The organism is Priestia abyssalis, from assembly GCF_002019595.1.
Classification (GTDB): domain Bacteria; phylum Bacillota; class Bacilli; order Bacillales; family Bacillaceae_H; genus Bacillus_BA; species Bacillus_BA abyssalis.
Genome location: NZ_KV917369.1, coordinates 2,054,715 through 2,069,003 on the forward strand (window position 1 = coordinate 2,054,715; position 14,289 = coordinate 2,069,003).

The 14,289-nt window shown below is 40.2% G+C and carries 10 protein-coding genes; 9 read left to right on the forward strand and 1 reads right to left on the reverse strand.

Features of this window, described 5'->3' with window-relative positions:
• The first annotated feature begins 78 nt into the window (after positions 1-78).
• From BK575_RS09435 to tatC, 4 genes are all read left to right on the forward strand, one after another.
• On the forward strand, positions 79-1,707 hold the full coding sequence (locus BK575_RS09435; RefSeq protein WP_204524860.1) for a flavin monoamine oxidase family protein: 1,629 nt from the start codon (positions 79-81) through the stop codon (positions 1,705-1,707).
• A gap of 36 nt (positions 1,708-1,743) precedes the next feature.
• Positions 1,744-2,277, forward strand: coding sequence for a RidA family protein (locus BK575_RS09440; protein ID WP_078410152.1), 534 nt, complete (start codon positions 1,744-1,746; stop codon positions 2,275-2,277).
• 34 nt (positions 2,278-2,311) lie between these two features.
• A complete protein-coding gene (gene tatA, locus BK575_RS09445; protein WP_078410153.1) occupies positions 2,312-2,500 on the forward strand; it encodes a twin-arginine translocase TatA/TatE family subunit in 189 nt (62 codons plus the stop codon).
• A gap of 68 nt (positions 2,501-2,568) precedes the next feature.
• Complete coding sequence (tatC, locus tag BK575_RS09450) at positions 2,569-3,297, forward strand: twin-arginine translocase subunit TatC (RefSeq protein ID WP_078410154.1); 729 nt, start codon at positions 2,569-2,571, stop codon at positions 3,295-3,297.
• A gap of 61 nt (positions 3,298-3,358) precedes the next feature.
• On the opposite strand, the gene BK575_RS09455 is transcribed toward tatC, so the two are convergent.
• Positions 3,359-5,368 carry a methyl-accepting chemotaxis protein gene (locus BK575_RS09455; RefSeq protein WP_078410155.1) on the reverse strand — a complete coding sequence of 670 codons (2,010 nt, stop codon included), beginning with the start codon at positions 5,366-5,368 and terminating at the stop codon, positions 3,359-3,361.
• Positions 5,369-5,917: 549 nt separating this feature from the next.
• On the opposite strand from BK575_RS09455, the gene BK575_RS09460 reads away from it, so the two are divergent.
• The 5 genes from BK575_RS09460 (at position 5,918) to BK575_RS09480 (ending at position 14,262) form a co-directional block, all read left to right on the forward strand.
• Positions 5,918-6,649: a LysM peptidoglycan-binding domain-containing protein gene (locus BK575_RS09460; RefSeq protein ID WP_078410156.1), complete on the forward strand. Its 732-nt coding sequence runs from the start codon at positions 5,918-5,920 to the stop codon at positions 6,647-6,649.
• 267 nt (positions 6,650-6,916) lie between these two features.
• Positions 6,917-8,026, forward strand: a complete 1,110-nt coding sequence (locus BK575_RS09465; RefSeq protein ID WP_078410157.1) for a histidine kinase N-terminal domain-containing protein — start codon at positions 6,917-6,919, stop codon at positions 8,024-8,026.
• Positions 8,027-8,663: 637 nt separating this feature from the next.
• Positions 8,664-11,423, forward strand: coding sequence for a response regulator (locus BK575_RS09470; RefSeq protein ID WP_078410158.1), 2,760 nt, complete (start codon positions 8,664-8,666; stop codon positions 11,421-11,423).
• The gene (locus BK575_RS09475; RefSeq protein WP_078410159.1) at positions 11,424-12,290 is read left to right on the forward strand and encodes a CheR family methyltransferase; all 867 of its coding nucleotides are present in this window, start codon (positions 11,424-11,426) and stop codon (positions 12,288-12,290) included.
• A complete protein-coding gene (locus BK575_RS09480; RefSeq protein WP_235867346.1) occupies positions 12,232-14,262 on the forward strand; it encodes a PAS domain S-box protein in 2,031 nt (676 codons plus the stop codon). The genes BK575_RS09475 and BK575_RS09480 overlap by 59 nt, the downstream gene beginning before the upstream one ends.
• Positions 14,263-14,289: the final 27 nt, after the last annotated feature.

The window sequence follows — 14,289 nt, forward strand, 5'->3', positions numbered from 1 at the left end:
TATTACAAATATATACTGTATTGGAATTTTATTCTATATGATGAACTTGTCTTATTTAATAGAGGGGAGAGTGTACGAATGAGAGAGAAGCAAGAAAAAAGTATGACAAGAAGAGATTTTCTCGATCAAGTTGGGAAAGTTGGGGGAGCAGTTGCGGTTTGGGGGGCTATGGAATCTTTAGGTTTAGTAGGCAGCCCGCTATTGGCAAGTGCAAAAGGATTTGAAGCTCCTAAAAAAAGTGACCTAGTCATGGCGAATAAAAATGGTAAAAAAATTATTATTTTAGGGGCCGGAATTGCGGGCATGGCAGCCGCTTATGAATTGGGCAAAGCAGGCTATAATTGCCATATTCTCGAGGCGCGAGATCGAACTGGCGGCAGAAATTGGACGATAAGAGGAGGAACAGAAGAAACAGAAATTAATGGGGTAAAACAAGTGGCCAAATTTGATAAAGGACAGTATATGAATGCCGGACCTGCCCGCATTCCACAACATCACGTCACCATTGATTATTGTAGAGAACTTGGTGTTGAACTCGAAGTGTTTTGTAATGTCAATGAATTCTCCTATTACTATCAGGAAAATGCCGGGCCGTTATCAGGGAAAAAAATTCGCAAAGGGACGGTCAAAGCGGATACCCGCGGCTATGTATCAGAGTTATTGGCAAAGGCAAATCAATCAGCACTTGATTCCTCTCTTACAAAAGAAGATATTGAAAGATTAAAGAATTATTTAAAAGGTGAAGGGGACTTATCTTCAGATTATACATATAAAGGTTCAAGTCGCCGCGGATATAAGGAACTGCCCGGAGGCGCCCATAAGCCTGGGACTTTGGATCAAATCTATTCCTTCACTGAGCTTTTACAATCAGGAATGATGAACAGTATAAGCGGGGATTACAGCTTCCAGCAGCAGCCAATGATGTTCCAGCCTGTTGGAGGAATGGACCAAATTCCAAAAGCGCTGGAAAGAAAGCTTCCTGGAAAAATTACGTTTGGAGCCGAAGTTCAAGAAATTAGACAATCGGCAGACGGTGTACGGATTGCCTATAAGACAAAAGCTAACGGACGAGCGAAGGAAATAACGGGGGATTATTGTATATGCACGATCCCCCTTCCTGTATTAAAAAATATCCCGGCAGATTTCGACTCACAAATGAAAAATGCGATTAAAAGTATTAATTATGCGACGACAGGAAAAATAGGTCTTCAGTTTAAAAATCGTTTTTGGGAGAACGAGGATCGTATTCTAGGGGGAATTACTACGACAAATATGGATATTTCACAAATCTGGTATCCCTCTTCTGACTTTTTATCACAAAAAGGTGTGTTAATTGGTTATTATAACTTTGGCCAAAATGCTGTGGAGTATGGGAATTTGTCACTTGCCCAGAGACAAGCCAAAGCTTTAGCACAGGGAGGAAAAATCCATCCGCAGTATGCGAAGGAGTTTGAAACTTCCTTTTCGGTTGCCTGGCATAAAATTAAATTCAATGAAGGCGGATGGGCTTCATACTCCGAATCGGATCTTAGAAACTACTATCCAATCTTAAACAAACCGCAGGGACGAATCTATCTTGCAGGTGAGCATCTCAGTTATTTAACAGGATGGATGGCAGGCGCTTTTGAATCGGCACGAATTGCTGTTAGCCAAATTCATGAAAAAGTATTAACAGAAAGTGATGCGGTTGCCGCTAAAATAGGCTAACAAGCCATCCAATTTATAACATAGGGAGATGAATATATGAAAAAATCAATCAAAATGATGACGGCTTCGGCTGTTGTAGGAGCCAGCTTGATGGCGGGGTTTTCATTTGCGTCGGCAGGTACCGAAAAAACGGCGATACATTTGAAAGAGGTGACTTTCTTCGGAAGCCCGACTTCTTCAATTTCTAATTCGGTGGTGGTTCCGCGTAATTACAATCAGCTCATGTTTAGCGGAACTGTCCCTCCGCTTTTAAATAAAGATGGAAAAACAGTTTATGAAAGATACGGTGATACGGAAACACAAGCTATCGGGATTTTAAATAATTTAAAAGCACAGCTTGAAGAAAAAGGACTTTCGCTGTCCGATGTTACCTATCTTCGTGTGTATCTTACCCCAGATTCAAACAAGGGGAATAAGCAAGACTATCAAGGGTGGTTCAATGCATATGCGAAGTTTTTTAATACAAAAGAAAATCCGGTTAAGACAGCCCGTTCCACGGTCGGTGTTGATAGTTTAGTAAACTCGGATTGGTTGATTGAGATCGAAGCATTTGTCGCATATAAAAAATAAACTTTTATCAATTATTGAACGGGGGTGGATGGTAATGATACAAAATATTGGTGTTCCAGGATTAATTCTCATTTTAATAATAGCACTTGTCATTTTTGGACCGTCTAAACTGCCTGAAATTGGACGGGCATTTGGACGTACACTGAGTGAATTTAAAAGTGCTACAAGAGATTTAGTCGCTGGTGAGGATGAAGGAGAACAGGCAAAGAAAGCAAAGAATTAAATTACATTGGAACAAAGAAGATGTAAACAATTGTTTACATCTTCTTAACGCATGAAGGAAGTGAATCTATGGAAGTAAAAGAGATGCGCCTAATGGATCATTTAGAAGAAGTTCGAAAGCGAATTATTATTATATTAATTTGCTTTTTGCTTTTTCTTTGTGCGGCTTTTGTATTTGTAGAGGATATATATAATTGGATTGTTGATTCAGCAGAGCAAAAACTAACCATTTTGGGACCAAGCGACATTTTATGGATTTATTTTGTGATTGCGGGCTCATTTGCTATTGTTGCAACGACTCCAGTGGCCGTTTTTCAAATATGGAGATTTATTGAGCCAGGGTTGAAACAAGATGAAAAACGAGTCGTCTTTTTTTTCATTCCCGCCCTTTTATTATGTTTTGCCATTGGTTTTTCGTTCGGATATTTTGTGCTTTTTCCGAATGTCCTTTCTTTTCTTGGCACACTGGTGGCTGATCAAATGAATACGATGTATACCGTTGATAAATATTTTAAGTTTTTATTCAATTTAACACTGCCGCTGGGCTTTTTGTTTGAAATGCCGATTGTCATTATGTTCTTAACGAGATTGGGTGTGTTAAACCCAGTTCGATTAGCTAAAACCCGGAAAGTGGCATATGTGGTATTAACGGTAGTTTCGACTTTGGTGACACCTCCAGATTTCGTTTCAGCCATCATTGTTCTGGTCCCGCTGCTTCTTTTATTTGAGTTCAGCATTACTGTTTCTAAGATCATCTATAAAAAGAGGGGAGAAGAATCATTGGAAGCAACAGGGTAATGGATATCTATATAAATGAAAAGTGCCGGGCACTTCCGAATTCGGATAGTGCCTGGCACTTTTAATTGATTTTAAACTGCTCCATAAGTACTTGGAGTTCTTTCGCTAGTTGATCCAGGGAATCTGCATGACTGGCAATTTGCTCCATGGAACTGCTGTTTTGTTGTACTGAGGCAGCCGTTTCTTCGACACCGGCTGCAAATTCTTCAGAAATGGATGAAATATTTTCAATTGACGTATGTACTTCTGCGGTGTTTGTCGTGATATCTGTTAGGTTGATAGAAATAACCTTTATCTTATTTAACATAAGGGAAAGAGAGTGTTTAATTTGCTCAAACGTTTCCCCGGTTGATGTCATCTGATCTGTTCCTGCTTTTACTTGTTCAAAGCTTTGTTGTAAAGAGGTAGTTACTTGCTTGGATTCTTCTTGAATGCTTTCTACAATATTGGTAATATCAACAATGGAATGGGAAACCTGCCCCGCCAGTTTACGAACTTCATCTGCCACAACAGCAAATCCTTTTCCATGTTCACCCGCCCGTGCTGCTTCGATTGCGGCGTTGAGAGCCAAGAGGTTCGTTTGATCTGAAACGCTTTGAATCACTTGAACGAGTTTGGATATCTCTCTTGATTGATCGTCCAACCGTTGAACTTTGAGGACTGAATCTTCTACAAGACTATGAATCTTTTTCATTTGACCAACGGAAGAATCCATTAGGTCTTTTCCGCTTGCTGTTAAGTGAAATACATTATTTGCCGTGGCTGCAACTTCATTCCCGTTTTCATTTGCCTCATGAACCTTTGCTGTAAAATCCTTCATGATTTGCGCTAATTCCAGAGCTGTATGGGCTTGCGATTCTGACCCTGCAGATAGCCCTTGCATCGTTACAGCGACTTGATGGCTTCCTGCTTTGATTTCTTTGGAAGATTGATTAAGTTTTGTACTGCGTCTTTTAATAACAACAGAGACGTCTGCAATTTGTTCAACCATATCTTTTAATCGTTCTTTCATCTCAGTGATTGAACTGCTTAACTGGCCAATTTCATCTTGCCGCTCTTTCCCCTCAAAGGAGGCTGCTAAGTTTCCTTTTGAAAATTCACCCATAAATGAAGTGACCTGTTTTAAAGGGCGGGTAATGCTTCTGCTGAATATGATCACGACAATCATCACCACGATCATAGCAGCAGCTGTAAGAAAAATTGACAAAAGAGTAATCTTACTGCTTAGCTTGTTAAGGAAAGAGACGTCCTGGCTAATGCTAATGAAGCCAATGACTTCTGATTTGGTCGGGTCATACATCGGGATGAACGTTTGGATGGCTTCCTTGCTTTTTGTAGACACCTTTTTCCCCGATTGTAATGTATCAATGAGGGAACGGTCAGCCAAACTTTTGCCGATATTCGTGTTTTCTGAAGAAACGACAATCTTTCCAGTTGAATCATATAAGTCTAGATTAACACCGTGCAGGGTATGTTTTAAATCTTTTAAAAAGCTGTCGTCCACTCCGGTTTGTAAGGTTCCTATGATTTCACTGCCGGATTTAATAGGAACAAAAGCGCGTACAGCCAATCCGCTGCTCCCGAATTCAAACCCTGCGGATTCCTTTCCGTTTAATGCTTGCTGTACAGCTGGTATGTCACTTTTATCGTCTCCAAATTTTTCAGGATTGTGTCCCCTAAAAAAGACGGTGCCTTCAGTCGTTCCCCATTCCAATACTTCAAGTTGATGTTCCTTCTGCAGTCTCTCAAAAACCGGTTGCACCTTTTCGGCCAAACTGCTCTGATTCCCGGCCTTGAAAGCAGTGATAAGCTCTTGGTCAGCAGCATAAATGTTTGAGAGTTCTAATAGTCGTTCGAAAGTAGAATCAAACTTGTTTGTAACGGCGCTTTCAACCGCTTCCTTATTTTCATTCACTAATGATGTAAATCCTTTGGTTGTATTGGTGTAAATCATGCTAGTGGATAAAACCAAGGGCAATATCGAGGTTATTAAAAGAATGATAAGCAGTTTTGTGCTTAAAGACTTTTGGGGGAAGAAGGTAGATTTCTTTCTATTCTTTAACCGATTCATATATCATTTCTCCTCATCTTGATGTAACAACGCGAAGTTCGCTAATATATCTTATTATTCGACAAATATTAATAAAAGTTTAGAAGTTTTGTATAGAAATTGTAGATGTCAGAAAGGATTCAAAGAATTGAGTAAAAAACGTGTAGAATCGAAAGGATAAAAAGTTCTTTCTGGTAACAGATATTTCAGAAGGTATGTATTTGGTGTATACAGAACGTGTGATAACGTTCCGTCCACGTCTCTTTTTGTTTTAGGAGATGTCAAAGGGGATGCTTTTCACTGATTTAAGAGGAAGGCACTCTTTATCTATCCCCCTCTACTTTGAACCCCGCACCGCCTAAACGAATAAGATATGGGCAGGAAGAGGAGACAGATGCTGGATATTGTGTTTGCGATCGGATAGAGGTGACTTGATACTAGTCCTGGTTATCTGCTTGTTTAACGTGCAATAAGACATTGGTTACAAGATAGCTAGATTAGCAAGGCATCATCTCAAAAAAATTCGTTTCTTTACAAAGATTATAACGAAACATATAGGAAGTGATAATCATGCAGCTTTTTTACACCGTTCGTCCCGGAGATACATTGTATCAGATGGCAAGAAGATGGGAACTTCCAGTTGAGTCTCTCATTGCGGCCAACAATTTGAAGCCTCCTTACACAATTCTTGTGGGCCAACAGCTGTCGATTCCACCAGGGGTAAATGTAGTCCGCGTGAAGCCGGGAGATTCAGTTTTTCAGATTTCTCAAATGTATGGAGTGCCATCATCTGTGATCATTGAAGCGAATCAGCTTCATCCCCCATATGTCATTCAGGTTGGCCAATTGTTGAAAGTGTCGCCCGGTGTTCCGTATTATATTGTTCAACCGGAAGATACGTTGTTTGAGATTGCCGGAAGATATAACGTGGTAACGGGAGGGAATAATAATTACGAGCTGATTCGGCAGGTAAACCAACTTCCGTCCTTTAACCTTTTCCCAGGAATGAAGCTCGTGATCCCTTACGCTCCTCCGGGTGATCACGGGCTCATTGCCTATACATCCGACCACGGCGGGTCTTACGATCTTTGGTTGTATAACCCGCGTAATGGAGGGAATGTGCAGTTAACTAACGGATTGGGCGACTCCTTCTCGAAACCAATATGGTCGCCTGACAGCAGTAAAATCGCTTTTGCAGGGAAGAATGGAATTATTTATGTCGTTCAAGTGACGACCGGTTCAATAGCTCGTATAGATCAGTTGGAGGAAGGGGCAGGACTCTATTCTATTTCTTTTCTATAATTGAGCAGATTTAAAAGCTGGCCTGTAAATGTGACTGTATTTATTTCTTTTCCATGTTCATATATATTTCTGCAGTTTTGTTTTTACTGTTTGAGTTGTCCAAGCTCAAGAAACAGCCGGTTTCGGAAGCTTGATATAAGTGCCTGTCATGATTTGAGTTAATGGGATGATGACAGGCACTTTTGATGTGTTAAAATAGGATTAAAAGTGTTCGAAACAATGAGAAATGTGATCTTCTATAAAAGACACTGAAAGGCAGGTGCTATTATGAAGGCAGCCTCACATAATTTAATCACGTTTTTAGAAAGTAATAGTGTTACTTTTTTAGAGTCATGGAGACAACAAGTGATGATTTCCTCCAATGATATACATAAAGAGGAAGTAATGAGTAATGGTGTGCAAATGTTGGAATTGATCCGCAAAAACATCGAGAAGCCATTGAGTGAGGAAGAGATAAGGAAACTGGCCTATAAAGTTGCGCATGAAAGGGTAGAAGCCAATATAAATATTGGAGAGTTTGTATATAATGTGAATTTGGGACGAAGTGAGATTATGAAATGGGTGAATGGTTCGGGTCTTCCCATGGAACAGCTCCAATCCATCATCGAAGATATTAACTTTTTGTTCGATCGGTTTTCTTATCATGCTGTAACAAAGTATACAGAGATAAAGGATGAGCAATTACAAGAAAAAATCTCATTTATTGACCAAACCCATAAAGAACGATTAGCCATTTTGGGACAAATGTCTTCTAGTTTCGTGCACGAGTTCAGAAACCCGCTGACGTCCATTCTTGGTTTTAGCAAGCTTATAAAAAATGAATATCCGGATATTAAATATATGGATATTATCCTTCAGGAATTAAATCAGTTAAATTATCGGATTACACAGTTTCTTCATGTTTCCAAAAAAGAAGTCAATCTTGGTGAAAAGGACAGTCACTCTTTAGAAGAATTGTTTCATGAACTTCTTGAATTCATTTATCCGAGTATGATTGACGGGGATGTCCAAATTTCTTTAAATGTAAAGCCAGATATAAGAATATATGCGAATAAAAATGAAATCAGGCAAGTGTTCCTGAACATCATATTAAATTCAATTGATGCTTTGCAGCAAATCAGACATAATAGAGAAATCAACATTGACTGCCAGGTACTGAGCGAACGAGTCGAAATTAAAATAACGAATAATGGCCCTGCCATTCCGAAAGAAACCATCCACACCATTTTTGAACCGTTTTTTACAACAAAGGAATTAGGGACAGGGATTGGGTTATATGTATGTAAAAAGATTATCGAAAAACATCATGGTGAAATCGGATGTACATCAGATAATCGTTTCACCACTTTTTGTATCACGCTGCCTTTATTATTATAAGGGGATGTTTCATCCTCCCAGCATAAAGTGTGCTTCCGAGAAATAGGAGTGGTGAAGGGGAGGACTGTTTCCGGCAGTCTTTTTCTTTTTGTGTCCGTCACGTTTTAGGTATATTCGAGCAAATCGCTGACATGAAGTCGAAGTGAACTTTCAACCCAAATCGATATGAAGGTACAGTGAAATATATGAGTATGTTCCCCCATGTTATTGCCCATTGTGTCCCTATATAATATAATTAGCCTCAAATATATAAAACTACTAGATCTGACATGGGTCACCATCAATCGTGTCAAATAATCTTTATGCAGAATGTAATTAGTCTGACAGGACAAGGAAAAAGCGGAAAGCATGTCGAAAAAATAAACTGTGTTTGCATGATTATACAAGAGGTTTCTTTTTTCGTTCTCCATCATGACTTTCTGTCTATCTTTCATTTTTTCTGTTAAAATTCAGAAAAGTTAGAATTAAATAAGTGTTTATCCCCTCTATACAGGTGAATTATCGTTAAAAATAGGAATTTTGGCTTTCGTCTAATAATAGGGTTATGGAAAAAAATGCTGTTTTTATCATTATTTGCCTAACGGGTATATACATTTAATCTGTCCATGTTTATTTAAAGGGGTTGAAAGAAGGCTGTATGAAATTTACAACAAAGCTTTACACAGGGTTAGGCTCCATATTAGTTTTAGCCCTTATTTTATTGGTGCTATTAATGAATATGCTCAACCAACAAACAGTGAAAGTGAATCTGGTCGTTAAGGAATTAGCAGAGAGGGTCAGGATGGCTTCCACCATTCAGTACGAAATGATTAATCTGGACAGAGAATTGAAAGAGCTTACGTCTAACCCTCCCGATGATCTCGCTCAAGCCATTAACAACAACATCGAACAATCTAAGTTAAATATTAAGACGGCAGTGGAATCTCTTGAGAAGGCGGATACAAGGGAGAAGTCACAGGAACTCATTCAAAAATTCAAGACTCTTTACGACATACACGATAATATGTCCCAAGAGATTATAACGCTTCAAAAAACAGGAAAGAATGAAGAATTTGAAAAGCTGTTTTGGTACGATATGAAACAAAATCAAGAACGAATTCGGCAAATTGCAGGTTTACTGTATACATTGCAGGACCAGCGGATGAAAGACGAGCTTTATCGAAGCCGTGACACGCATAGTCTGGCTGTTAAGATGACTTACACGTATGCCACCATTGCGCTTTTCATTGGGTTAATCATTGCTGTGACACTAATCAGGAACATGACAAGGAATCTTAATCGGGTAGCTACCGTGATGACGCAGGTTTCCTCAAGTAAGAGCGACCATTTGCCGCGCATTGAAGTCACTTCCAAAGATGAAATCGGTGCTATTGCGGAAGCTTTTAACGGAATGGCCCACTCTCTCGAAGAACATGCAAAGCAGGAGAAAGAGTTAAAAGAAAAGGCAGAGGAGCATGGCTGGCTGAAGTCCAAAATTGCCGAGATTGCCATCATTTCTCCAGGGGTAGAAGATTTACAGACATTGGTTCAATTGCTTATCAAAAAGCTGACGCCAATGGTAGGAGCCCAATACGGCATTTTCTACATCAAGGAGGGAGAAGGCAACCAGCGGCGTTTAGAAAAGCTGGCCTCCTATGCTGCGTACCATCATCAAGGCGGATTTGATCGTTTTCGTTTTGGAGAAGGGCTCGTGGGGCAATGTGCAGCAGACCAGAAACCAATTGTGCTTACTCCAATTCCGGATGATTATTATGTGAAGATTGCTTCTGGGACCGGCATGGCAACTCCGAACTACATTATTATGCTGCCGGTCATGTTTGAAGAAGAGGTGTTAGGTGTCATTGAATTAGCTTGTTTTGAAGCGTTTACTCCTCTTCAGGAAATACTGCTTCATGAAGTCATGAGTCATATTGGGATTGCGATTAATAGTATGATCAACCACATGAAGGTGGAAAAGCTGCTGCAAGAATCACAGGCTTTAACGGAAGAACTGCAAAGTCAATCCGAAGAACTGCAGTTGCAGCAGGAGGAATTAAGAACGGTTAATGAAAAGTTGGAAGAGCAATATGAAAACTCTGAACAGAAAAAGCGGGAACTAGAAAAACTCAGTTTGACACTTGAGGAAAAAGCGCAGCAGCTCGAACTCAGTTCCCAATACAAATCAGAATTTTTAGCGAATATGTCCCATGAACTTCGAACGCCGCTCAATAGCCTATTAATTCTCGCCCAAATGCTTGCTGAGAACGGTGAGGGAAATTTGACTCCGAAACAAGTGGAGTATGTTCGTACGATTTATTCATCCGGCAACGATCTCTTGCACTTGATCAACGACGTGTTAGACTTGGCGAAAGTAGAGTCAGGAAAAATAGACATCGTTCCGGGAGAAGTGAAACTTTCGAATGTAGAAGGCTTTGTAAAAAGAAACTTTTCCCATCTTGTGCGGCAAAAAGGACTTCAGCTCAACATTCAGCTTGATTCTGATTTACCAAAGACTTTCTATACGGATGTACATCGTCTGGAGCAAATTTTAAAAAATTTATTATCCAATGCCCTTAAATTTACGGAAGAGGGAAGTGTATCCTTATTTGTTCGCAAAGCGGACAAGGAAGAAGTAGATGGACGAGTCTTTGGAGACCAAACGGCACCGGTGCTGGCTTTTTCGGTTGTGGATACCGGTATTGGGATTTCGCCGGAAAAACAGAAGATGATTTTTGAAGCTTTTAAACAGGCAGATGGCACGACGAGCCGTAAATATGGCGGCACAGGATTAGGTCTTTCAATCAGCCGGGAGTTGGCTGAACTGCTGGGCGGATTTATTGAGGTTCATAGTGAAGAAGGAGCAGGAAGCTCGTTTATTCTTTATTTACCAAGCTATCAGTCTAACGGTAAAGTAGAAGTATTATCCTCGAAGTTAGAAGTAGCGGCAGCATACATGGAAGAAAAAAGCTTCTCAGAGGAGCTCGTTGAGGCGGTTCAACAGCCGGATGAAGAACGGGGTCTTGAACCTCATGGAAAAGCCTTGCTTAAAGGTAAGAAGGTTCTTCTTGTAGATGATGATATGCGTAATATATTCGCCTTGACGACAGCGCTTGAGGAATGCGGAATTGAAGTTCTCTTTGCAGAAAATGGCAGGGAAGGGATTGAAGCACTTCAGGGAAATCAGGATATCGACCTTGTGTTAATGGATATCATGATGCCTGAAATGGATGGACTTGAAGCGATTCAGGCCATTCGAAAGATGACTCCGTTTCAAACGTTGCCTATCATTGCACTGACCGCAAAGGCGATGAAACAAAACAAGAAACAATGTTTAGAGGCAGGTGCCTCGGATTATATAAGCAAACCAATCAATTTAGATCAACTATTCTCGCTCATGCAAGTATGGTTGTATAGATAGGTGGGAAAAGCCATTACAGATTCAGTCGGTATCATAAGAAAAAATGAAGATGCAGAGTTAGAAAAAATTGAAATCGGGTTATTGCTGGAAGGTATTTACCGATATTACGACCTTGATTTCAGAAACTATGCTTACCCATTTGTTCAACGGAGAATTTGGCATCGCATTCATGCTGAAAAGTTAAAAAGTATATCCGGCTTACAGGAAAGGGTTTTTCATGATCATGCCATCATGAAAAAACTGTTTGCCGATTTCTCTATTAATGTCACAGAGATGTTTCGTGATCCCTCCTTTTTTCTATCATTTCGAAACAAAGTCATTCCGCTTGTTAAGGACTATCCGTATATTCGGATTTGGCATGTTGGCTGCGCTTCCGGAGAAGAAGTCTATTCAATGGCTATTCTTTTACAGGAGGAGGGGCTATACGATAAAGCAAGAATTTATGCAACGGATATTAATCCGGGTATTCTGGAAAAAGCGAAGCAAGGTGTTTTTCCGCTGGACCGCATGCAATCATATACCAAAAATTATTTTCAGGCTGGCGGGAAAAGGGCTTTTTCTGAGTATTACACGACAAAACAGGAAGAAGTCGTCTTTCATCCGTTTTTAAGTGAAAATATCGTGTTTGCCCAGCATAATTTGGCAACCGATCATACATTCAATGAATTTCATATCATCATTTGCCGAAATGTCATGATTTACTTCAATAAAAGCTTACAAAATCATGTACACGGGTTGTTATATGAAAGTCTTAGCTTACAGGGGTTTCTTGGGTTAGGTAAAAGAGAGGGGGTTCGGTTTACAAGTAATGCAGACTACTATGAAGAGTTCGATTCAGACGAAAGGCTATACCGTAAACGCAAATAATCATATAAAACAACAAAAAGTCAATATTTTAATGGTGGATGACCGCCCGGAGAATTTGCTGGCTTTGGAAGCGGTCCTTATGTCTCCCCACTATCATTTGGTCAGTGCGAATTCTGGAGAAGAAGCATTGAAATGTGTATTGAAAGAAGATTTTGCTGTCATCTTATTGGATGTGCAAATGCCGGGAATGAACGGTTTTGAAACAGCGAAGCTTATTAAGGCAAGAGAAAGATCAAAAAATATTCCTATCATTTTTATTACGGCCATCAGTCAGGACATGGAACATGTGCTTCACGGTTACTCGGTGGGGGCTATCGATTATATATTCAAACCGTTCCATCCAGATACGTTGAAACGGAAAATCGAACAGTTTGTCAAGATTCATCAAAATCATGAGCAGCTACTGACTAAAAGTGAGCGGGAACGAACGCTTGAGCTTGAAAAAATAAACAGAAAACTAAGCAGGACGACCTTGAATTTGCGTAAGACGGAAGCATTAAACAAGGTCATCAGCGAAACATTGATGGATACGATTATTACGTTTGATGCAGAGGGCTATATTTTATCTGTTAACCCTGCAGTAGAGCAAATGTTTGGCTATATCCCGCATGATTTGCTGGATCAGCATGTGACCGCTTTGCTTCCCGCCGTGGAGGAAGATGGGACAATCACCTCTAAGGGGATGGTGATTGAAACACTTGCTTTGCGTAAAGACAACAGCTCTTTTCCTGCGGATATCCAAATTGGGGAAGCGACGATTGAGAACCATCAAATCTTTGTTTGTTCCATTCGAGATGTAACAGAACGTAAACAGATGGAGAAAGTGCAAAAACAGCAATTCAATCATTTAGAAATGCTGGTGGAAGAACGAACGCTCGAACTTTCGACTGCCAATGCGATGCTTAAAAAGGAAGTGGAAGAACGAAGAAAAATAGCGGAAAACCTTCTCGTATCCGAGGAACGTTTTCGAAAAGTGTTCGAGTCCAGTCCTTGTTCGCTCGCCATTCGTTCTGCAAAGGATGGAAGATATATTGATGTCAACTCAAGCTGGCTGAAGCATACGGGTTATCATTATGATGAGGTAAAAGGTGAAGCAGCCGACATCGTCCAGCTCGTCTCCAATTCTCATCGAGGAAAATCCTATATTCGTATTCTTGAACTTGACAGACCGGTTCGTAATGAGAAAATTCGTTATATAACAAAAGAGGGAGAAAAGAGGGACGCTTTACTGTCAACGGAATTCATTCATATTCAAGATGAAGCATGTTTCCTTATTGCCATGACCGATATTACGGAACAAGTCCTGTTAGAGAAGGAGATATCCCGGCTGGACCGTTTGAATTTAATCGGGGAGATGGCAGCTGGAATTGCACATGAAATTCGAAATCCGATGACGACCGTTCGCGGCTTTTTACAAATGGGGAAGCATAGCGGCAGTGATTTATCGCCTGAGCATATTGATTTAATGATGGAAGAACTTGACAGGGCGAACAGCATTATTAAAGAGTTTTTGAATTTAGCAAAAAATAAGACAAGCGATAAGACGAAACAGGAGCTTAATGGTATTATCGAAGCGTTATTTCCACTCATTCAAGCAGAAGCCCTCCTTTCGGATAAACGTGTTTTGCTGGATTTAGGCACATGCCCTGAATTGTGTTTAGATGAAAAAGAAATCCGCCAACTTGTGTTGAACCTTTCTTTAAATGGTCTCGAGGCTATGTCTTACGGGGGAACCCTTACGATTAAGACATATGCGGAAGAGACAGGGGTTGTGCTGGAGATAGAAGATCAAGGTGGAGGAATTAATCCGGATTTACTGGATAAAATTGGAACCCCTTTCTTCACGACAAAAGAGAATGGAACCGGGCTGGGTTTAGCCATTTGCTATAGTGTAGCTGACCGCCACGATGCGGTCATCAAAGTGAAAACAAATCAGCAAGGAACAGTCTTTTCCATCCATTTCAAATGCTAATTCTTTTGGAAATGGGTAAGAGGAGGT

Coding starts and splice junctions, on each gene's coding strand:
- BK575_RS09460 (WP_078410156.1), top strand. CDS start 5,918: ATGCAGCTTTTTTACACCGTTCGTCCCGGAGATACATTGTATCAGATG.
- BK575_RS09470 (WP_078410158.1), top strand. CDS start 8,664: ATGAAATTTACAACAAAGCTTTACACAGGGTTAGGCTCCATATTAGTT.
- BK575_RS09435 (WP_204524860.1), top strand. CDS start 79: ATGAGAGAGAAGCAAGAAAAAAGTATGACAAGAAGAGATTTTCTCGAT.
- tatA (WP_078410153.1), top strand. CDS start 2,312: ATGATACAAAATATTGGTGTTCCAGGATTAATTCTCATTTTAATAATA.
- tatC (WP_078410154.1), top strand. CDS start 2,569: ATGGAAGTAAAAGAGATGCGCCTAATGGATCATTTAGAAGAAGTTCGA.
- BK575_RS09440 (WP_078410152.1), top strand. CDS start 1,744: ATGAAAAAATCAATCAAAATGATGACGGCTTCGGCTGTTGTAGGAGCC.
- BK575_RS09465 (WP_078410157.1), top strand. CDS start 6,917: ATGAAGGCAGCCTCACATAATTTAATCACGTTTTTAGAAAGTAATAGT.
- BK575_RS09455 (WP_078410155.1), bottom strand. CDS start 5,368: ATGAATCGGTTAAAGAATAGAAAGAAATCTACCTTCTTCCCCCAAAAG.
- BK575_RS09480 (WP_235867346.1), top strand. CDS start 12,232: ATGCAGACTACTATGAAGAGTTCGATTCAGACGAAAGGCTATACCGTA.